This window comes from Roseovarius pacificus (genome assembly GCF_900142665.1).
Lineage (GTDB): Bacteria > Pseudomonadota > Alphaproteobacteria > Rhodobacterales > Rhodobacteraceae > Roseovarius > Roseovarius pacificus.
The window spans coordinates 299,700-320,098 of record NZ_FRBR01000001.1 but is presented as its reverse complement, the minus strand read 5'-3'; the positions used below and the strand labels follow the sequence as shown (position 1 = coordinate 320,098).

At 60.5% G+C, this 20,399-nt stretch carries 20 protein-coding genes and 2 tRNA genes; 13 read left to right on the top strand and 9 right to left on the bottom strand.

The window, feature by feature from the left end:
• Positions 1-45 precede the first annotated feature (45 nt).
• Positions 46-120 (bottom strand) — tRNA-Asn (locus BUB53_RS01560).
• A gap of 59 nt (positions 121-179) precedes the next feature.
• The gene (locus BUB53_RS01555; protein WP_073031952.1) at positions 180-1,112 is read right to left on the bottom strand and encodes an MBL fold metallo-hydrolase; all 933 of its coding nucleotides are present in this window, start codon (positions 1,110-1,112) and stop codon (positions 180-182) included.
• Between the two features lie 40 nt (positions 1,113-1,152).
• On the opposite strand from BUB53_RS01555, the gene BUB53_RS01550 reads away from it, so the two are divergent.
• Together BUB53_RS01550 and BUB53_RS01545 are read left to right on the top strand one after the other, a co-directional pair.
• Entirely contained in the window at positions 1,153-2,457 is a 1,305-nt protein-coding gene (locus BUB53_RS01550) for an ATP-binding protein (protein ID WP_073031950.1), read from the top strand.
• A gap of 258 nt (positions 2,458-2,715) precedes the next feature.
• Positions 2,716-3,027 carry a helix-turn-helix domain-containing protein gene (locus tag BUB53_RS01545; protein WP_073031947.1) on the top strand — a complete coding sequence of 104 codons (312 nt, stop codon included), beginning with the start codon at positions 2,716-2,718 and terminating at the stop codon, positions 3,025-3,027.
• A gap of 92 nt (positions 3,028-3,119) precedes the next feature.
• Here BUB53_RS01545 and BUB53_RS01540 read toward each other — a convergent pair.
• A tRNA-Ile gene (locus BUB53_RS01540) sits at positions 3,120-3,196 on the bottom strand.
• A 254-nt stretch (positions 3,197-3,450) separates the two neighbouring features.
• Here BUB53_RS01540 and purM point away from each other — a divergent pair.
• The 3 genes from purM to rnd all read left to right on the top strand — a co-directional run bounded on the left by purM (position 3,451) and on the right by rnd (position 6,324).
• The gene (purM, locus tag BUB53_RS01535; protein WP_073031936.1) at positions 3,451-4,497 is read left to right on the top strand and encodes a phosphoribosylformylglycinamidine cyclo-ligase; all 1,047 of its coding nucleotides are present in this window, start codon (positions 3,451-3,453) and stop codon (positions 4,495-4,497) included.
• The gene (purN, locus tag BUB53_RS01530; RefSeq protein ID WP_073031934.1) at positions 4,494-5,087 is read left to right on the top strand and encodes a phosphoribosylglycinamide formyltransferase; all 594 of its coding nucleotides are present in this window, start codon (positions 4,494-4,496) and stop codon (positions 5,085-5,087) included. Before purM ends, purN begins: the two co-directional genes overlap by 4 nt.
• Positions 5,088-5,166: 79 nt before the next feature.
• The gene (gene rnd / locus BUB53_RS01525) at positions 5,167-6,324 is read left to right on the top strand and encodes a ribonuclease D (protein WP_073031932.1); all 1,158 of its coding nucleotides are present in this window, start codon (positions 5,167-5,169) and stop codon (positions 6,322-6,324) included.
• A 33-nt stretch (positions 6,325-6,357) separates the two neighbouring features.
• Here the strand turns inward: rnd and BUB53_RS01520 are convergent, their stop codons facing one another.
• On the bottom strand, positions 6,358-6,876 hold the full coding sequence (locus BUB53_RS01520) for a hypothetical protein (protein WP_073031930.1): 519 nt from the start codon (positions 6,874-6,876) through the stop codon (positions 6,358-6,360).
• A 124-nt stretch (positions 6,877-7,000) separates the two neighbouring features.
• Here BUB53_RS01520 and BUB53_RS01515 point away from each other — a divergent pair, with 124 nt between their 5' ends.
• Positions 7,001-7,411: a SufE family protein gene (locus BUB53_RS01515; RefSeq protein ID WP_073031928.1), complete on the top strand. Its 411-nt coding sequence runs from the start codon at positions 7,001-7,003 to the stop codon at positions 7,409-7,411.
• A 101-nt stretch (positions 7,412-7,512) separates the two neighbouring features.
• Here the strand turns inward: BUB53_RS01515 and BUB53_RS01510 are convergent, their stop codons facing one another.
• Together BUB53_RS01510 and BUB53_RS01505 are read right to left on the bottom strand one after the other, a co-directional pair.
• On the bottom strand, positions 7,513-8,166 hold the full coding sequence (locus BUB53_RS01510) for a DUF1638 domain-containing protein (RefSeq protein ID WP_073031926.1): 654 nt from the start codon (positions 8,164-8,166) through the stop codon (positions 7,513-7,515).
• Between the two features lie 81 nt (positions 8,167-8,247).
• A complete protein-coding gene (locus BUB53_RS01505) occupies positions 8,248-8,949 on the bottom strand; it encodes a corrinoid protein (protein WP_073033660.1) in 702 nt (233 codons plus the stop codon).
• A gap of 204 nt (positions 8,950-9,153) precedes the next feature.
• Between BUB53_RS01505 and BUB53_RS01500 the strand changes: the two genes are divergently transcribed.
• Positions 9,154-10,242, top strand: a complete 1,089-nt coding sequence (locus BUB53_RS01500; RefSeq protein WP_073031924.1) for a PA0069 family radical SAM protein — start codon at positions 9,154-9,156, stop codon at positions 10,240-10,242.
• Positions 10,243-10,260: 18 nt separating this feature from the next.
• Here BUB53_RS01500 and bmt read toward each other — a convergent pair whose 3' ends face one another.
• The gene (gene bmt, locus BUB53_RS01495; protein WP_073031922.1) at positions 10,261-11,274 is read right to left on the bottom strand and encodes a betaine--homocysteine S-methyltransferase; all 1,014 of its coding nucleotides are present in this window, start codon (positions 11,272-11,274) and stop codon (positions 10,261-10,263) included.
• A 180-nt stretch (positions 11,275-11,454) separates the two neighbouring features.
• Entirely contained in the window at positions 11,455-11,769 is a 315-nt protein-coding gene (locus BUB53_RS01490; protein ID WP_073031920.1) for a DUF1476 domain-containing protein, read from the bottom strand.
• A 159-nt stretch (positions 11,770-11,928) separates the two neighbouring features.
• Between BUB53_RS01490 and purC the strand changes: the two genes are divergently transcribed.
• The 6 genes from purC (at position 11,929) to BUB53_RS01460 (ending at position 20,069) form a co-directional block, all read left to right on the top strand.
• A complete protein-coding gene (gene purC / locus BUB53_RS01485) occupies positions 11,929-12,690 on the top strand; it encodes a phosphoribosylaminoimidazolesuccinocarboxamide synthase (RefSeq protein WP_073031918.1) in 762 nt (253 codons plus the stop codon).
• A gap of 58 nt (positions 12,691-12,748) precedes the next feature.
• Positions 12,749-12,988, top strand: coding sequence for a phosphoribosylformylglycinamidine synthase subunit PurS (purS, locus tag BUB53_RS01480; protein WP_073031916.1), 240 nt, complete (start codon positions 12,749-12,751; stop codon positions 12,986-12,988).
• A complete protein-coding gene (gene purQ / locus BUB53_RS01475) occupies positions 12,988-13,656 on the top strand; it encodes a phosphoribosylformylglycinamidine synthase subunit PurQ (RefSeq protein ID WP_073031914.1) in 669 nt (222 codons plus the stop codon). The genes purS and purQ overlap by 1 nt, the downstream gene beginning before the upstream one ends.
• Before the next feature lie 39 nt (positions 13,657-13,695).
• A complete protein-coding gene (locus BUB53_RS01470; protein WP_073031912.1) occupies positions 13,696-15,456 on the top strand; it encodes a sensor histidine kinase in 1,761 nt (586 codons plus the stop codon).
• Between the two features lie 6 nt (positions 15,457-15,462).
• Positions 15,463-16,800, top strand: a complete 1,338-nt coding sequence (locus tag BUB53_RS01465; protein ID WP_073031910.1) for a sigma-54-dependent transcriptional regulator — start codon at positions 15,463-15,465, stop codon at positions 16,798-16,800.
• Positions 16,801-17,282: 482 nt separating this feature from the next.
• On the top strand, positions 17,283-20,069 hold the full coding sequence (locus BUB53_RS01460; RefSeq protein ID WP_073031908.1) for an Rne/Rng family ribonuclease: 2,787 nt from the start codon (positions 17,283-17,285) through the stop codon (positions 20,067-20,069).
• 67 nt (positions 20,070-20,136) lie between these two features.
• Here the strand turns inward: BUB53_RS01460 and BUB53_RS01455 are convergent, their stop codons facing one another.
• A complete protein-coding gene (locus BUB53_RS01455; RefSeq protein ID WP_073031906.1) occupies positions 20,137-20,373 on the bottom strand; it encodes a sulfurtransferase TusA family protein in 237 nt (78 codons plus the stop codon).
• Between the last annotated feature and the right edge of the window lie 26 nt (positions 20,374-20,399).

Here is a 20,399-nt window from a genome sequence, read left to right as displayed (position 1 = left end):
GCCCCATAAAGAGGCCGCTCAAGTGCTTGATGTAGCTGGTATTTTTGGCTCCGGCGGTAGGGATCGAACCTACGACCAATTGATTAACAGTCAACTGCTCTACCGCTGAGCTACGCCGGAACACGGGGGCGATATAGCAACAGGATTCTGTCGCGTCCAGTGGTATTGTGACAAAATTTTCACGAGGCTTCCGGGCCGTCCGCGCGGGTGGTGAAACGGGCCTCGGCGGACAGCGGGTCGAGTGCGGTGGCCATGTTTTTTCCTTGCAGGTCAATAAGGTGCGCCAGCACGTTGCGCGTTGCGGCAGGGAGCAGCGCGGCGGGCGTGTCGGTATAGATGGCACGGGCCAGGTTGTGGGCGTTGGCGGGGCCGTTCCGCAACTGTTCGAGAATGGCCGACTCGCGCGCACGGCGATGAGAGATCAGCCAGTCCAGGCGCGCATGGGGGTCTTCGATCGGGGCGCCGTGCCCCGAATGGAACAGGTCCGCAGGCAACTCGCGCAGGCGCACGCAGGATTCCATGAAATCGGTCAGGTCGCCATCGGGGGGCGAGACCAGCGAACTGGCCCAGCCCATGACCAGATCGCCGGTAAAGACCACGTCGCGGGCGGCGAAACACATGTGATTGCCCAGATGTCCGGGTGTCCAGTGGGCGGTGATCTGCCATCCTTCGCCCTCGACGATCTGCGCATCGGCCAATACCCGATCGGGGGCAAAAGCGTGGTCGATGCCTTCGCCGCCATCGCTGAGCCCCGAGGCCACCAGCTGTTCCATCGCTGTGCTGCGCCCGGTGGTGGCGGTGCCAAAGGCCAGCACGGGGGCGCCTGTGGCGGCGGAAAGCCGTGCGGCCAGCGGCGAGTGATCCAGATGCGCATGGGTTACGAAGATATGCGTAATGCGCTGGCCGGGGCGGACCGCATCGAGAATCGCCCGGAGATGGGCACCATCGTCGGGGCCGGGGTCGATTACGGCCAGCCCGGTTTCGCCCAGCAGGTAGGTATTGGTGCCCCGAAAGGTCATGGGTGAGGGGTTGGGCGCCAGAATGCGGCGGATGCCGCGCCCCATGTCTTCGGGCTGTCCGGGGAGCGGATCGAATTGGGATTCGGATGTCATGGGCCTTCCTTCCGTCGTGACGTGAGGCTAGGTTTAGCGCATGTCGTTCCGGTGGCTCAAATCATATACGCCGCGCAGCCTGTATGGGCGGGCCATCCTGATCCTGCTTTTGCCGGTGGTCAGCCTGTTTCTGGTGGTGGCGGTGGTCTTTACCCAACGCCATTTCGAGGGCGTGACCAGGCAGATGACCCACGCGGTCAGCCGTGAGGTCAATCTGATTCTCGACAGCGGCCTCTCCGCCGAGGAGGTGGCGCGCAGCCCGATGGCGAGAATCCTGCAGATCGGGGTGATGCCGGTTCCGCAGGCGGCGGAGCCCAGGGAAAATCTGCGCAGATGGTACGATTTCACGGGGATTATCGTGATCCGGGAGTTGAGTGGCTTGTTGCCGGAACTGGAGGTCATGGAACTGCCGAACGATCATTTCGTGCATCTTTACATGCGCCAGCCCGACGGGCTCTGGCGGCTGACGTTCGACCGCAAACGGGTGTCGGCCCCGAACGCACATCAGATGTTCGTCAATATGGTGTTCTTCGGCGCGTTGATGACGGTGATCGCTTTTCTTTATCTGCGCAATCAGTTGCGTCCGATCACGCGGTTGGCGCGCGCCGCCGAGGCCTTTGGCCGGGGACGGCACGTACCCTACCGGCCTGCCGGAGCGGTTGAGGTTCGGGCGGCGGGGCATGCGTTTCTGGATATGCGCGCCCGGATCGAGCGCCAGATCGAGCAGCGCACATTGATGCTCTCGGGAGTCAGCCATGACATGCGCACCCCGCTGACGCGGCTGAAACTGAGCCTGTCGATGCTGGAGGACGAGGATCGCGGCCCGATGGAGCAGGACGTGGCCGATATGGAGCGCCTGCTGGACGAATTTCTGGCCTTTGCGCGCGGCGCGCAGGAGGGGCAGGCCGAGCCTGTGGACCCGGCGGATCTGGTACGCCGGATCGTCGAGGATTGCCAGCGCGCCAATATTGCTGCGGAACTGCGCGAGGTGAAGGGCGAGGGGACGGTGATGTTGCGCGAGGGGGCCATACGGCGCGCGGTGGAGAACCTGATCAACAATGCCGTGCGCTATGGCAGCCGGGCCGAGGTATCGGTGTTGCTGACGAACAAGACCCTGCGCATCCGGGTCGAGGATGATGGCCCCGGCATTCCTCCCGAACGCCGTGAGGAGGCGACCAAGCCCTTTGCCCGGCTCGAACCCGCCCGCAACCAGAACAAGGGGACCGGCGTGGGGCTGGGCCTGTCGATTGCCCTCGATATCGCGCGGGCGCATGGCGGGACGCTGCGCCTTGGGGAAAGCACCCGTCTGGGCGGCCTGCGCGCCGATATCGTGATTGCGCGGTAAGCTGGGACGCTGAAACGGCATAACGTGATTTTCAGAAATCTGTTAGGCTCAAAGAGCTGCGCTAATTTTGGATAGCCTATTGAAATAATTAAGTTTAGGTGCCTCGTGGTGATGAAACTGCATTCTATAAGTATCAATGGGTTAACGACAGGGCGCCCTGCGGATAGCCAGTCTTGTAGTTTGACCTAAATCCAAATTGCATACAGTGGATGAATCGTATGTGAAATTGCGGCCTCAAACTATACGGAGTTGTATTCAATGAGACTTAGAATAAGGGAAGCGCGTGACGCCAAAGGCTTGGTCCAGAGAGATGTTGCCAAAAAAATCGGCCTGTCTCAGCCATACTATGCTCAGATCGAGCGTGGGGAACGCCGTCTTTCTACTGAAACGCAGATCAAAATAGCCAAGGCATTAGGTGTAAAACCTGCTGATCTGGTTGATTTCGATGCACCAGATGAAAGTGAAGAACTGATTATTTTGAAAGTATTTAGATCCCTGTCGCCCGAAAGGCGACAAGGATGGATAGATATTGCGAGAGCCATAAGCAAAGAGTTTGAAACAAGTCTTTAAGAAAGTTCTACTGCTCAGGGTGTACAGCAACGTAATCTGCGCGGGGCACTTATTCAGAAAAAGTTTTTAAAAATAACGCCAAAAAATTGAATTGGTAGGCCCGGAGGGACTCGAACCCCCAACCAAAGCGTTATGAGCGCTCTGCTCTAACCAATTGAGCTACAGGCCCGACCTGAGACTGTCTCTAGCAGATGATTGGGGGCGGTCAAGCGGGTCAACTCCGTGCGCTTTGTTAACCGCGGTTCCGACCGACCGGCGCACCGATGCAATACCGACGCGATACCGACGTGCTGCCGAAGCCCGGTTTTCCCGCCGGATCAGGATTTTAAGCATGATTCGGGGGAGTCGGCGGCGCTAGGCGCTTTTCTTCGGTCTCCGGTTGGGGTAACTCCGCGCCAGCACGGCGCGGGAAAGGGCGATGGCATGAACAGCGGCAAGAACGGGATCACCTACTCGGATGCGGGGGTGGATATCGACGCGGGCAACGCTCTGGTCGAGCGGATCAAGCCAGCGGCCAAACGGACGACGCGTTCGGGGGTGATGTCGGGGCTTGGCGGGTTCGGGGCCTTGTTCGATCTCAAGGCCGCCGGTTACAGCGATCCGATCCTCGTGGGCGCAACCGATGGCGTCGGCACCAAGCTGCGCATCGCGATCGACACCGGAAACGTCGACGGCGTGGGCATCGACCTTGTGGCGATGTGCGTCAACGATCTGGTGTGTCAGGGCGCTGAGCCATTGTTTTTCCTTGACTATTTCGCAACCGGCAAGCTGGAGACGGACACCGCCGCGCGTATCGTCGAAGGGATCGCCGAGGGGTGTGTTCGGGCTGGCTGCGCCCTGATCGGCGGTGAAACCGCCGAAATGCCGGGCATGTATCCCGAGGGCGATTTCGATCTGGCGGGCTTTGCCGTGGGCGCGATGGAGCGCGGCACGGACCTGCCCGCAGATGTGGCCGAGGGCGACGTTCTGCTGGGGCTGGCCAGTAACGGGGTGCATTCCAACGGATACAGCCTTGTGCGCAAGCTGGTCGAGATGTCGGGCCTTGACTGGCAGGCCGATTGCCCCTGGGCCGAAGGCACGCTTGGCGCCGCCCTTCTGACGCCCACGCGGCTTTATGTACGCCAGTCGCTGGCGGCGGTTCGCGCCGGGGGCGTTCATGCGCTGGCCCATATCACCGGCGGCGGGCTGACCGAAAACCTGCCGCGCGTCCTGCCCGAGGGGCTGGGGGCCGAGGTCGACCTGGGTGCCTGGGAATTGCCACCTGTTTTCAAGTGGTTGCGCGAGCAAGGCGGTATGGCCGAGGGTGAGCTGCTCAAGACGTTCAACTGCGGAATCGGCATGATCCTGTCGGTCGCTGCGGAGCGCGCCGACGACCTGCAAGCCTTGCTTGAGGCGGAGGGCGAGACCGTCAGCCGCCTTGGCCATGTGGTGGCCGGGCAGGGGGTCAGCTATACGGGGTCGCTTGCGTGAGCAAACGCGTTGCCATCCTGATTTCCGGCAGCGGGTCCAACATGGTTTCGCTGCTGGACAGCATGACGGGCGATCACCCGGCACGGCCGGTTCTGGTGCTGTCGAATAATCCGCAGGCGGGCGGGCTTGAAAAGGCGCGCGCGCGCGATGTTGCCACGGCGGTGGTCGATCACCGTCCGTTCAAGGGCGACCGCCCCGCGTTCGAGGCCGCGTTGCAGGCCGAACTGGAACGCCACGCGCCCGATATCATTTGCCTGGCAGGGTTCATGCGGGTTCTGACGGCGGGTTTCGTGCAGCACTGGCAGGGCCGCATGCTGAACATCCACCCGTCGCTTTTGCCGAAATACAAGGGGCTGAACACCCATGCCCGCGCCATCGAGGCGGGCGATGCCGAGGCCGGATGCACCGTCCATGAAGTGACGGCGGAACTGGATGACGGCCCGATCCTCGGGCAGGCGCGGGTCCCGGTGTTACCGGATGACACGCCCGACCTTCTGGCCAAGCGCGTTCTGGTGCAGGAGCATCGGCTTTATCCCGCAGTCCTGCGGCGCTATGCCGAGGGTGACCGGCGGCCTGTCATGCTGCCCTGAATGGGCAAGCTGTTTGCATCAATGGCTTATTTCCCCCATAGGGAATGGATCGCCGGAACCAGACTGAAGAACATCTTTCATGAAAACCATCACGACCACCCAAGACCTTGACGCCTTTTGCTCCCGCGCCCGCAATTTCGATTATGTCACTGTGGACACTGAATTTCTGCGTGAGCGCACCTATTTTTCCAAGCTTTGCCTGATCCAGTTGGCCATACCGGGCGACGGGCCCGAGGATGCGGTTCTTGTCGATCCGCTGGAAAACGGTCTGGAGCTTGATCCGCTATACGATCTTTTCCGGGATACCTCTGTGGTCAAGGTGCTGCATGCGGCGCGTCAGGATCTGGAGATTTTCTTTGTCGATGCCGGGGTCATTCCCGATCCGATGTTCGACACGCAGGTGGCGGCGATGGTCTGCGGCTTCGGCGAGCAGGTGGGTTACGAAACGCTGGTGCGCAAGATCGCCCGGCAGCCTCTGGACAAGACCTCGCGGTTTACCGACTGGTCCCGCCGCCCGCTGACCGAGGCGCAGAAAACCTATGCGCTGGCCGATGTGACGCATCTGCGGGATATCTATGAGTTCCTGTCGGCGAAACTGAAGGAAACGGGCCGCGAGCAGTGGGTGGCCGAGGAAGTCAGGACACTGACCGCGCCGGAAACCTATATCGTTAAACCCGAAGAGGCATGGAAACGGGTCAAGACACGCAACGCGTCGGGGCGGTTTCTTGCGGTTGTGCGGGAGCTGGCGAAGTTTCGTGAAAGCTATGCGCAGGGGCGCGATATCCCGCGCAACAGGGTGTTCAAGGACGATGCGCTGGTCGAACTGGCCTCGACCAAACCGGCCACGCACAACGATCTCGGACGGTCGAGGCTTTTGCTGCGCGAGGCGCGCAAGGGCGATATCGCCGAAGGTATCCTCAAGGCCGTTCAGGACGGTCTGAACTGCCCGACCGAGGACATGCCGAAGGTCGATAAATCCCAGTCGAAGACGCAGGTGAATCCCGCGTTGGCCGATCTGTTGCGTGTGCTTCTGAAAGCCAAGAGCGAATCTTTCGGTGTGGCCCCCAAACTGATCGCCTCGGCCGCCGATCTGGATTCGATCGCTTCCGGCGAGCGGGATTTGCCTGCACTGGCAGGATGGCGGCGCGATGTTTTCGGTGGCGATGCCCTGCGCCTGTGCGATGGAAAGATCGCCCTGACGGCAAAGGGCAACGACATTCGGACCATCGACCTGTAACCGGCACGCCCACCATAGTGGGCGTGCATGCGATCAGCGGCGTGTCGAATGCGCGTTGCGCGCCGCCAGAACGCGGATGGTTTGGATGCCGGCCAGATCCTGATTGCTCACGAAATACCCGGCTGTCGCGCGGCGCACCCGTTCAGGGCCCTGTGGCATGTTCACGGGCTGGACCGCCTTCATTTCAAGGGTCAGAACGCCATCCACCGGCTCGCCGTCTGTTTCGGACACGAGGCGCACGTCGAATGCACCCTGCCGCACGGTCTGCCCTGTGGCCTTGATGATCGCGCCGGCCGAGGTGCGTTCGACGTTCATGGCGACGATCTGATCGACGGGCGTGCCGAGATAGACCTCTTCCTTCCGGCTGCGGCGAAAGATGCTGGTCTCTTCGGGGATCAGCGGATTGGTCTGGGCCGGTGTTTGCGTTTGCGTGCGGGCCTCGGCGCGGCTTTTGCCGAACCAGTTCCCCGGATTCATTCGCGAGTCGCGCCAGCCGCCGCATCCCGCAAGAGTCATTGAAAGGATCACAAGAACCGCAACTGATTTCCGCATTTGGACCGCCCCTTTTCCTTTCTCCCCGGTTACCTTATCCGAACCGTGTTGAAAAGGTGCAAGCTGGGGCTGGACCTTCGGGATGCGCCCGCCTAGGTCATGGGCACAGCAGCAGGAGCAGATCATGGCAACCGAAGCCTTCGAGGATATCGTCGCGGATTTCGAGTTTCTGGACGAGTGGGAAGACCGCTATCGCTATGTCATCGACAAAGGGCGCGCGATGGAGCCTCTGGACGATGCCCTGAAGGTGCCTGCGACCAAGGTGGATGGTTGCGCCAGTCAGGTGTGGCTGCATCCGCGGATCGAAGACGGACGGTTCGGTTTCGACGGCGACAGCGATGCCATGATCGTGCGCGGCCTGATCGCGGTGCTGCGCGCGCTGTATAACGATCTGCCGGTGGCACAGGTGGGGCAGGTCGATGCACAGGCGGAACTGGCCCGGCTGGGTCTGAACGATCACCTTTCGGCGCAGCGTTCGAACGGTGTACGGGCGATGATCGAACGGATTCGCCTGGTCGCCTCCGAAGCGGCCTGAACGCGCGGTTCCTGAAGTGTGCGGCGTTGCCGCGCAGTATGGTCGAATGAGGGGCGCTGCCCCTCAAACTCCCCGGGATGTTTTCGGCAAGAAGAAGGGGATCAGGCGGTGTCTGACTGGGCTTTCAACGCGTGTTCCAGATCGCCATAGCCAGTGAAACGGTATTCGAACGCAAGGCCCAGACGGTCGGCGCAGTCCCGAGCCTTGGCTTTCAGGGCCGGGTCTTCGACCTGCGCCTGGTAGACCAGCTTGGTGTAATTGCCGAACAGCATATCCCGCAATTCGGGGTGGCGATCCAGCCCCATGGGTTTCCAGACGAAAGCATCGAATTGTTTGACCAGAAAGTCGGTGAGGTAAAACGCCGTCGTTTCGTCGTCGCCATGGGCAGCAAAGGCCGCGTTGCCTTCGAAAAAGGAGTAGCAATGCGGGCCTTCGACCATTTCGACGCCCAGATCGGCGCATTTGGCCTGAAGTTGCCCGCCGGTTCCGCAATCGGCATAGACCACGAATATCCGGTCATACCGATCTCGGTTGCGTTCCACTGCCTGCTCGACCGCAGTGACGATCCGGTCGGGGTAGAGGTGCAGATTGGCGGGCAGGCATTGCAGGTCCATGTGATCCCAGCCATTGGCCTTGATCAAGGCGAGGATTTCCCGCGCGAGCGCCCCGCAGGCAATCAGGAGAACGCGTTTCTGCCTGCTGCGCAGATCGAGACCGGATTCGGTGAGCGTGGTGTCACTGGGCAGGGTGGTCATCGTTTTCTTCCCGAGCTGGTCCCTTGAACGGCAAACGGCCCGCGATGCGGGCCGCTGCAAATCTGCCTCTGGCGAAACGGATCAGGTTGCAACGCCCTGATTGTGTTTGCGCTGGACGTAGTCCTTGGCCATTTCCACCGCAACGGCCGCATCGCGGCAATAGGCGTCGGCGCCGATGGCTTTGCCGAATTCCTCGTTGAGGGGGGCGCCGCCGACGAACACGATATAATCGTCGCGCAGGCCTTGTTCCACCATCGTGTCGATCACGACTTTCATGTAGGGCATGGTCGTGGTCAGCAGGGCGGACATGCCGAGGATGTCTGGCTTATGCTCTTCCAGGGCTTCGAGGTAATTTTCGACCGGGTTGTTGATGCCGATATCGACGACTTCGAAACCGGCCCCTTCCATCATCATCGACACGAGGTTCTTGCCGATGTCATGGATGTCGCCCTTGACCGTGCCGATCACCATGGAGCCCATGCGCGGTGCGCCGGTTTCGGCCAGCAGCGGCTTGAGGATGGCCATGCCGCCCTTCATGGCGTTGGCCGCCAGAAGCACCTCGGGGACGAACAGGATGCCGTCGCGGAAATCCTTGCCCACGATGGTCATGCCGCCGACAAGGGCTTCGGTGAGGATCTTGTAGGGGGCCCATCCGCGTTCCAGCAGGATGTTGACGCCTTCTTCGATCTCTTCCTTCAGGCCGTCGTAAAGATCGTCCCACATTTGTTCGACGAGTTCTTCGTCGCTGAGGTCGGACAGGATGATGTCTTCTTCGTCGGACATTGCAGAGGTTCCCGAGCAAGGGCGCATGTGCGCGATTTCTTTCATTCAGCTTTCGTCAATTTGTCGCATCGCCACTTTGCGAATTACGACACTGACCGATCTTGTACCGACTTATAGCAACGATTTCGGTCGGTTGATGCTGAAAACATTGCATGAACGATATGGGGCCTTGCAAATGTTCCCTATTTGTTCCAATTTTGAGCCATGTCCTCGGATCAGACAATCGACAAAGGCGTGAAACTTCGTGCGCGGGGCGCGCGCAGCAACGCGGCGGGAAGGTACGAACGTCATCGGCGCATGTATGACTCCGATGGCTGGGACGATGAGATGCCGGAGGAGCGCATGGCGGCGACGGTGGTGAGCGAGGAGCGCCCGCGCCGGATGATCACCTATAATCGCTCACCCGATCTTCCTTTTGACAGGTCGATCAACCCGTACCGGGGATGTGAACACGGTTGCATTTATTGTTTTGCGCGGCCCAGCCATGCCTGGCTGGGATTGTCGGCGGGGCTGGATTTCGAGACCCGGCTGATTGCACGCCCGGATGCGCCTGCGATACTCGAGCGGGAACTGCGAAAGCCCGGCTATCGTGTCGCCCCGATCGCGATCGGAACCAACACCGACCCGTATCAGCCGATCGAACAGGGGCATGAAATCATGCGCGGCTGTTTACAGGTGTTGCGCGCGTTTCGTCACCCCGTCGCCGTCGTCACCAAAGGCACCCTGATCGAGAGGGATCTGGATATCCTGTCGGATATGGCGGTCCATGGCCTGGTGCGGGTCGGTATTTCGGTGACGACACTGGATGCCGGGGTCTCGCGGAGCATGGAGCCGCGCGCGCCCGCGCCGCGCCGGCGGCTTGAGACGATCCGGCGTGTCTCGGCGGCGGGGGTGCCGGTACGGGTGATGAGCTCTCCGGTCGTTCCGGGGCTGACCGATCATGAGATCGAAAAAATACTGACAGCCGGACGGGAGGCCGGTGCGCAGGCCGCAAGCTGGATCATGTTGCGACTGCCGCTCGAGGTTGCGCCGCTGTTTCGGGAATGGTTACAGGCGCATTATCCGGATCGTGCCGCGCGGGTGATGGGCCTCGTGCGACAGATGCAGGGCGGGCGTGATTACGATCCGCAATGGGGGCGCAGGATGCGGGGGCAGGGGCCTTATGCCCAGATGATCGCGCATCGCTTTGCCCTGGCTGCGCGCCGGTTAGGGCTGGATGCGAGGCAGCCTGCGCTGCGTTGCGATCTGTTCGATCCCCCGGCGCGACCGGGGGATCAGTTGTCGCTGTTCTGAAGGGTGCCGGATGTCTTGTTAGCCGCGGCGGCGGCGTGTGCGGCGTTTGGGGGCGTCATCCTCGTCGCCGGTGCCGTCTGCTGCGGACGAGAACGGGCCAAGCGCCTCGGCAATCTGTTCCAGCGTCGGGCGTTCGCCGCGCGGGCGGGTCGTCAATGCCGCGTGCATTTTCTCGAGGTGTTCGGGCGTGGTTCCACAGCAGCCGCCGATGATCGTGGCACCACAATCGCGGGCCAGAACGGCGTAATCCGCCATCAGGTCGGGGGTGCCGTCGTAATGGATATGCCCATCGACGTATTTGGGAATACCGGCATTGCCCTTGGCGATGATCGGACGTTCCGCCCCCTGAGCGGCAAACCCGAGAACGGTGCGCAGCAGATCGGAGGCTCCGACGCCGCAATTCGCACCGAAGGCCAGCGGCGGGTTGGCCAGACCATCGACCATGTTCACCATATCGGCTGAGGTCATGCCCATCATGGTGCGCCCGGCGGTGTCGAAACTCATCGTGCCGCACCACGGCATGCCTGCCAGTTCGAACGCCTCGGCGGCGGCTTTGTATTCTTCGGGGGCGGAAATGGTTTCAAGCCACAGCACGTCTGCACCGCCTTCTTTCAGCCCGTCGGCCTGCTCGTGAAAGATTTCCACGGCCAGTTCATGGGTCAGCGCCCCCATCGGGGCCATGATCTCGCCCGTCGGGCCGACGGACCCGGCCACGACGATTGGGCGGTCTCGGCTGTCCGCCACGTCACGACCGATTTCGGCCGAGATGCGTGACAACTCGCGGGCGCGCTTTTCGGCGCCGTGCAGTTTCAGGCGTGCGGCATTGCCGCCGAACGAATTGGTCAGAAAAATGTCGCTGCCGGCATCCACGGCCATCGAATAGAGTTTCGTGATCCGTTCCGGGTGCATGTCGTTCCAGAGTTCGGGCGCATCGCCCGATTCCAAGCCCATGTTGAACAGGTTGGTGCCCGTCGCGCCATCGGCCAGAAGCCAGTCGCGGGTTTGCAGCAGTTTGGACAGGGCGTTGGTCATGGGAACTCCTTGGTCAGTCACGGGCCGATGTGGCATGTATAGCAGATGGGCGCAAATTCATATTGCTCAACCGTTTCGTGAAATTCATTCGCATTCACGGGCCGATCGGCGAAATCGCACGAGAAAAAGGCGCGCCCTGAGCGGACGCGCCTGCGATGAAACGGGTGGTCAAGCCGAAGCTCAGGCTTCTTTGACGAGTTGTTCCTTGGCGACGCGCAGCAGTTCGGCCATCTTGCCGCGGATCGTGTCGGCATCGGCCAGATCGCCCAGATCGTTCGCGACCTTGCGCACCACGTCCTCGTGACCGGCCTCTTCGAAATCGGCGATCACGACTTCCTTCGCGTAGGTCTGGGCATCCTCGCCGGTTTTGCCAAGCAATTCGGCGGCCCACAGGCCGAGCAATTTGTTGCAGCGCGCCTGAGCGCGGAATTTCATTTCCTCGTCATGGGCGAACTTGTTTTCGAAAGCGTTTTCGCGATCGTCGAAGGTGGTCATCGGGCCTGTCCCCTCAGAATACGTTGCGTTTGACCCTGATATGCAACTCTGTGCCGCCAAGAGCAAGGCCTCAACGCCATCTTGCGACAATCGGGGGCATGATCTATGAGGACAGCACGACAAAAGGGGATTTGGCCCCGGTCGAGCGACGGAGGCTGCATGGCGCGGCGCAAAAAGATTTACGAAGGCAAGGCGAAAACCCTGTACGAAGGCCCTGAACCGGGCACCATCGTGCAGTATTTCAAGGATGATGCCACGGCTTTCAATGCCGAAAAGAAGGATGTGATCGAGGGCAAGGGCGTTCTTAACAACCTTCTGTCGGAATATTTCATGACCGGACTGACCAATATCGGCATTCCGAACCACTTCATGAAACGGCTGAACATGCGCGAGCAACTGGTGCGCGCCTGTGAAATCGTGCCGCTTGAGGTGATCGTGCGCAACTATGCCGCGGGCAGCATGGCCAAGCGGTTGGGCATTGACGAGGGCACGCAACTGCCGCGCCCGGTGGTCGAATATTGCCTGAAGGACGACAAGCTGGGCGATCCGCTGGTCACCGAGGAACATATCGCCGCCTTTGGCTGGGCCAGCCAGCAGGACATGGACGATATCCTGAGCCTTGCATTGCGGGTGAACGATTTCCTGTCCGGTGTGATGTATGGCGTCGGCATCCGTCTGATCGATTTCAAGATAGAAATCGGCCGGATTTACGACGGTGACTATCAACGCCTGATCGTGGCCGATGAAATCAGCCCGGACAGTTGCCGCCTGTGGGATATCGAGACCGGCCAGAAACTGGACAAGGATGTGTTCCGCCGTGATCTGGGCAGCCTGACCGATGCCTATACCGAAGTGGCCAACCGGCTGGGCGTCATGCCCAAGGGGGCCACGCCGATGACACGGCCCACGCTGATCAACTGATCGCTGACATCATTCAAGGCGGCGAGTTGTGCCGCGCAGGAAGACAGGAAAACGACTCATGAAGGCACGCGTTCACGTCATGCTAAAAAACGGCGTTCTGGACCCGCAGGGCGAGGCCGTTCGCCACGCGCTCGGATCGCTTGGATTCGACGGGGTCGAAGGCGTCCGGCAAGGCAAGGTGATCGAACTGGATTTGGCCGAAACCGATGCCGATAAGGCGCGCGCCAACGTGACCGAGATGTGTGAAAAGCTGCTGGCGAACACCGTGATCGAAAGCTACAGCGTGGAGATTGCCTGATGCATGCGGCGGTCATCGTCTTTCCGGGATCGAATTGCGACCGCGACCTTGCCGTCGCGTTCGAAAGGGCTGGGGCCAGGGTATCGATGGTCTGGCACAAGGATACCGCGTTGCCCGAAGGTGTCGATATCGTCGGCGTGCCGGGCGGGTTTTCCTTTGGGGACTACCTGCGCTGCGGGGCCATTGCGGCCAATTCGCCGATTTGCCGGTCGGTGGTGGGGCATGCCGAAAAAGGCGGCTATGTTCTGGGTGTCTGCAACGGGTTCCAGATTCTGACGGAAACCGGGCTGTTACCCGGTGTCCTGTTGCGCAACGCCAACCTGAAATACATCTGCAAGCCGATCGAACTGCGCGTCGAAACGGCGGACAGTCCCTTTACCGCAGGGTACGATGCGGGGCAGAGCATCACGGTTCCGATCGCGCATCACGATGGCAACTACTTTGCGGATGCCGAGACGCTGAAGCGTCTGCATGGCGATGCGCGTGTGGCCTTTACCTATGTCGACAATCCCAATGGATCGGTGGACGATATCGCTGGGATTTTGTCTGGCAATCGCCGAGTGCTCGGCATGATGCCCCACCCCGAGCGGATGGCCGAAACGCTGCATGGCGGGTCGGATGGCGCGCCGATGTTCGACAGTCTCGTCGATCAGCTGGCCAACGCGTGATCGCTTGAGCCGCAGGGCGTGGCGGCGTAAATTGGCAGAATGCTCAATGCGCAGAGGCCGCCGAAAGTGACACGTACCCGCACCACCAGTTGGCGCGCACGGCTGGCGTTTGCCTTCCTTGTCGTGGTTGCGATTGCCGTGGTGTTCGTCACCAACCGGCTGCTGACCGACCGTTTTACGGAAACCACCCGCAACCGGGCCGAGTTGCGCCTTGTGCTGTATGGCGGCAACCTGCTGAGCGAACTGCGCCAGAACGCCATCGTTCCGCAGCTTCTGGCGCGGGACCCGGCGCTGATTTCGGCATTGAATACCGGGGATTATACGCAGTCCACGCAGCGCCTGATTTCCTTTGTCGATGAGATCGACGCCGCCTCGCTGACGCTTCTGGATCGGGATGGCCGCACGGTGGCGTCTACAGATCGGAATTCACTGGGGCAATCGCACCGGCAAGCCCCTTACTATGTGGACGCTTTGCGCTCAAAGGACACGATTTTCAAGGTTTTGAGGGACGAAACCGGGCGATACCGCTTTTTCTATTCCAGACGTGTGGATAGCCAGAACCAGGTGGTCGGTGTGATCATGGTCGAGGTGGATCTGGGGAAATACGAACGGGCCTGGGCAGGGATTTCCGATGCTGTTCTGGTGACCAACAGCGAGGGTGAGATCATTCTTGCGACCGAACCGCGGTGGCGCGGTTTGAGCGAAGCCGAGGCGCTTCAGCGCGAACCGGTGGACAGCGCGATTGAGCGTGCAATTCAGGCCACGGCCGATTGGACGGCACTGCCCGCCGACGCTTATTTGAGGGGTGAGGCGGTGATGCGGGTCGAAGGACGCGTCGCCTTTCGTGGCTGGCGCATCGCCAGTTTCACGACCTATGCCAGCGTTCGCGAGAAAGTGAACGGGTTCCTCGCGCTCGAGATCATGGGGTTTGCGATTCTTCTGGCGCTCGCCTTCTGGATACTGAATCGCAAAACGGCATTGCGCATGGCGCTGTTTCAGCGGGAATCGGCAGAGCTTCGCGCATTGAATGCGAGGCTACAGCGGGAAATCGCCGAACGTGAGCGGGTGCAGGAGAACCTTGCCGTTGCCGAACAGACGCTTGCGCAGAGTTCGAAACTGGCGGCGTTGGGCGAGATGTCGGCAGCCGTCAGTCACGAGCTGAACCAGCCTCTGGCGGCGATGAAAACCTATCTCGCCGGGGCGCGATTGCTGCTCAATCGCAACCGCCCCGACGAGGCCCTGTCGTCGTTCCAGCGCATCGACGACTTGCTGGAAAGGATGGGGGCGATCACCAAGCAGCTCAAATCCTATGCGCGGCAAAGCGGGGATACGTTTGAACCTGTAAATCTTGGCGATGCACTGTCCTCGGCGCTGGCTATGATGGAGCCGCAGCTGCGTCAGCGCCACGTCAACATCACCCGCACGCTGCCCAAGGAGCCCGTGCAGGTGATGGGGGATCGGGTGCGGGTCGAACAGGTGATGATCAACCTCCTGCGCAATGCCATGGATGCAACCGAGGGCGTGGACGAGCCAACAATCGATATCCTTCTGGCCGCAGGCGAAACCGCCGTTCTGACGGTGCGCGACAACGGGCATGGTATCGACAATTTCGACAATCTGTTCGAGCCCTTCTACACCACCAAGCAGCCAGGCGATGGTGTCGGTCTGGGGCTTGCCATTTCATCCGGGATCGTGAACGACCTTGGAGGACGCCTGACGGCACGCAATGCGTCGGGCGGGGGGGCTGTATTTGAAGTACAGCTTCCTATTTTGACAGAAGAAACCCGTGCAGCGGAGTGATCTGATATGCCGAGCGCAATGAAAATCGCGATAGTCGATGACGAAAAAGACATGCGTCAGTCGATCAGCCAGTGGCTGGCCCTCTCGGGCTATGACACCGAAGCCTTTCCAAGCGCCGAAGAGGCGCTGAAGGTTCTGGGGCCGGATTATCCGGGGATCGTTGTGACCGACATCAAGATGCCGGGCATGGACGGGATGCAGTTCCTGAAAAAACTGATGGGAACCGATTCCAGCCTGCCGGTGATCATGATCACCGGTCATGGCGATGTGCCCATGGCGGTCGAGGCGATGCGCATGGGGGCTTATGATTTCCTGGAAAAGCCGTTCAACCCTGATCGCATGACCGAACTGGCCAAGAAAGCCACCAATGCGCGGCGCATGACGCTGGACAGTCGTGCGCTGCGCCGGGAACTCTCGGATGGCGGTCAGTTGATGAAGAAACTGATCGGCGCCAGCCCGGTCATGGAGCGTTTGAAGGAAGATATCCTGGACCTCGGGCAGGCCGACGGGCATGTTCTGATCGAGGGCGAGACCGGGACCGGCAAGACCTTGGTGGCGCATGCGCTGCATGCCGTGGGATCGCGCGCCGGCAAGAAATTCGTGCTGTTGTCCTGCGCGGCGTTCGAAGAGGATGCGCTGATCAAGCGCCTGTTCGGCCCGATGCAGCCCGAGGACAGTCAATTGCCCGCGGTGGAAGAGGCGCGCGGCGGCACATTGGTGCTGGAGGACGTCGAATCCCTGTCCGAGGCGGTGCAGTCGCGCCTCCTGACATTCATCAATGACGAAGGGACGCCTCCTGAAACCCGGATCGTGGCGATTTCCAACATGCAGGAGCAGAACCGGACCTGCGAAGACGCGCTGCGCTCGGATTTGTTTTACCGTCTGGCCAGCCTGCGCATTACCGTGCCGCCGCTCCGCCAGCGGGGCGAGGACATTCTGACGCTCTTTACCCGTTTCGCCGAACAGTTTGCCGACGACTATGGCTGTGATGCTCCTCAGGTGACCGCGCAGGAAGCTGCGCAGTTGTTGCAGGCCCCGTGGCCAGGAAACGTGCGGCAGTTGTTCAACGTCGCGGAGCGCGCGGTACTGCAGTCACGGCGTGGCAGCGGAACAATCGCGTCGCTTTTGATGTCGGACCACCAGGAAATGCAGCCGGTGATGACGACCGAAGGCAAGCCTCTCAAGGAATATGTCGAGGCGTTCGAAAGAATGCTGATCGACAACACCATGCGACGTCACAAGGGCTCGATTGCCTCGGTGATGGAAGAGTTGTGTTTGCCGCGCCGTACACTCAACGAGAAAATGGCCAAGTACGGTTTGCAACGTTCGGATTATCTGGGCTGAATGGCGAAACGGCAGCCCCTCTTTGGGATGTTTTTTCAGATGTTTCAGCCACTTGTCCGCATAATCCGTGCCTTGGCGATCCGCTTGAGGACGATTTGGCATTGTCACTTGGGGGCAAAACCCTCTATCAAGGAAGGTGGACACCCGCGAATTGATTTGCGGAGTGCTTCGAAAAGTTTCGCTGTTTCGGGCGTGTACGGTACAGGAATGCATCCGCCGCCCCGAACAGACCGATCTGGCCCCGCTTTGCCGGGCCGCATACATGCCTGCGCCGGTACACCCGGAAAAGCAGGCTCTGAGTTGGCCCCTTTGCCGGGCCGGAGACCAAGAACCGCGATGCAAGGCGCTGAATACACATATCAAACCGGGGGCCGCCTGACTGGCGCCCCTGAGAGTGTCTGCGCCATCGCCATTAATACACACCCGCCACAGACAGCCGCCCCACCGGGGCGAGGTGCTCTGTCGCGGAGCAAACGGATCACATGGCTAAGAAAATGCTTATCGATGCCACCCACGCGGAAGAAACCCGCGTCGTGGTGGTTGACGGAAACAAGGTTGAGGAATTTGACTTTGAGTCCGAAAACAAACGGCAACTCGCCGGTAATATCTATCTCGCAAAAGTAACACGGGTCGAACCGTCACTTCAGGCAGCGTTCGTCGATTATGGCGGAAATCGCCACGGATTTCTGGCGTTCTCGGAAATTCATCCCGATTACTATCAAATCCCGGTTGCTGACCGTGAAAAGCTGCTGGAAGAAGAACGCGCCTATGCAGAGGCGATGCGTGCCCGCGACGAAGACGAGGAAAAGCCCAAGCGCCGCAGCCGGTCGCGTTCCCGCGCCGCCAAGGTCGAGGACAGGGACGCCATTGTAACCGACGATGGTGAGACCGGTGCCGATCAGGTGTCCGGAATGGAGATGATCGATCTCGACGACGATGTGCCCGAGGGGACATCTCCGGTCGATACCGTTGCAGAAACGCCGGTGGAAGAGCCCGTCGATGATGTTGCCGAAGGGGACGACGGTATTGAAACGTCAGAGGTCGCTCAGGAAACCGCCTCTGGCCATGAGGGAGAGGAAGCAACGGAAACGGCTGAGCAAGCCGACGATGCGGATGCGGTAGCCGGCCACAGCGCCGACGATCAGGATGCTGACGATAACGACGACGAGAGCGACAAGCGCTCCGACGCCGCGGACAAGGATACCTCTATCGAATCCGTGGCTGATGAGGATGACAGCGAAGATATCCGCCCGGTGCGCAAACCGCGACCGCGCAAATATAAAATTCAGGAAGTCATCAAGGTGCGCCAGATCCTTCTGGTGCAGGTCGTCAAGGAAGAACGCGGCAACAAGGGCGCGGCCCTGACCACCTATCTTTCGCTGGCCGGGCGGTATTGCGTGTTGATGCCGAATACTGCGCGTGGCGGCGGCATTTCACGCAAGATCACCAACGCCGCCGACCGCAAGAAGCTCAAGCAGATCGCAGCCGAAATCGACGTGCCGCAGGGTGCAGGGCTGATCGTACGAACCGCAGGTGCCAAGCGTACCAAATCCGAGATCAAGCGCGATTACGAATACTTGCAACGGCTGTGGGAACAGATCAGGGAACTGACGCTGAAATCCATCGCACCGGCGAAGATCTATGAAGAGGGCGACCTGGTCAAACGCTCGATCCGCGATTTGTATAACCGCGAGATCGACGAAGTCCTGGTCGAGGGCGAGCGGGGCTACCGTATCGCCAAGGACTTCATGAAAATGATCATGCCGTCCCACGCCAAGAACGTGAAGCACTACGCCGACGCGATGCCGCTTTTCGCGCGTTATCAGGTCGAAAGCTATCTGAGTTCGATGTTCAACCCGACGGTTCAGCTGAAATCGGGGGGATATATCGTGATCGGTGTCACTGAGGCGCTTGTCGCGATCGACGTGAACTCGGGGCGGGCCACCAAGGAAGGCTCGATCGAGGAAACGGCACTCAAGACCAATCTGGAAGCCGCCGAAGAGGTGGCCCGCCAGTTGCGCCTGCGCGATCTGGCCGGTCTGATCGTGATCGATTTCATCGACATGGACGAGCGCAAGAACAACAATGCCGTCGAAAAGAAACTGAAGGACAAGCTGAAATCCGACCGCGCGCGCATTCAGGTGGGCCGCATTTCCGGTTTTGGCCTGTTGGAAATGAGCCGTCAACGATTGCGCCCCGGCATGATCGAGGCGACGACGCAGCCCTGTCCGGCGTGCCACGGGACGGGATTGATCCGTTCGGACGATAATCTGGCGCTGTCGATCCTGCGCCAGATCGAGGAAGAGGGCGTGCGCCGCCGGTCGCGCGAAGTGCTGGTGAAATGTCCGGTGGGCATCGCCAACTTCCTGATGAACCAGAAACGCGAGCATGTCGCGCAGATCGAGGCGCGCTATGGGTTGTCGGTGCGGATTGAAGGCGATCCGATGCTGATCAGCCCGGATTTCGCACTTGAAAAATTCAAGACCGCAACCCGCAATGTGCCCGAAGTGGCAGCGCCTGTGGTCTCGGTCGACAGCTCTCTGATGGATGCCATCGAAGACGAGGCGGCCGAAGATCAGGATGACACGTTGGACGACGGCAATGCCGAAGCCGAGAATGGCGACGGCAAGCCCAAGAAACGCCGTCGCCGTCGCCGTCGTCGTTCGAAATCGAAGGGGAACGGGGGCGACGATCAGTCTGTTCAGGACAATGATGCCGAAGAGGGCAACGATACGGACGACGAGGTCAATGCCGGGGAAGCGCCGGATATGTCTGACGAAGGCGCCAATGCTAATGATGTGACCGAAGCCGCCCCTGAAGAAAAGCCAAAGCCCAAACGGACCCGCAAGCCGCGCAAGCCGGCGGGTGAAGCGAAGGCGGAGACGGTGGAAGAGGAAACTCCTGCCAAAGTCGACGCAGAGGCCAAGGAAAAACCCAAACCTACGCGGACCCGGAAACCACGTAAAAAGGCCGAAACCGTAGCTGAGCCGGAGAGCGTGGTCGAGTCGGTGTCGGAACCTGAAAACCCGGCTATTGCCACGGAAGAGGTCAAACCGGCGCGGAAAACCACGCGACGCAAGAGTCCGGTCAAGAAAGTGGAAGCCGCCGAAGCCGCTACGACCCAAAGCGAAGCTCCCAAGGCAGAAGAGGCTGTGACCGAGGTGTCGCAACCCGAGCCCGAGCCTGTCGTGGCCGAACCTGATCGTGCGTCGGAAGAATCGGCAGAGGCCAAACCCAAACGCCGGGGATGGTGGTCTATCGGTCGCTGACCCGGTTTGAGAGACTTGAAAAGGAAAATGCCGCGCCACTTGAAGGCGCGGCATTTTGCATTGTGCTTCAGTTCCGCGCGGTTTTGCGCAGCAGGTAAACCTGCGCGCCGTCAGTCTCGGTAATCGAAATCAGTTCATGACCGGATTCGTTGCAGAAATGGGGCACGTCCACCACGGCGGCAGGGTCATCTGCGCGCATCTCGATATACTGGCCCGCGGCAAGTGCATTGAGGCGCTTGCGCAGCTTCAGAACGGGCAGGGGGCACAGCAGCCCGGTTGCATCTATGCGGTCGGCAATGTCCATGGCTGCGACATAGTCGCCTTGTTACA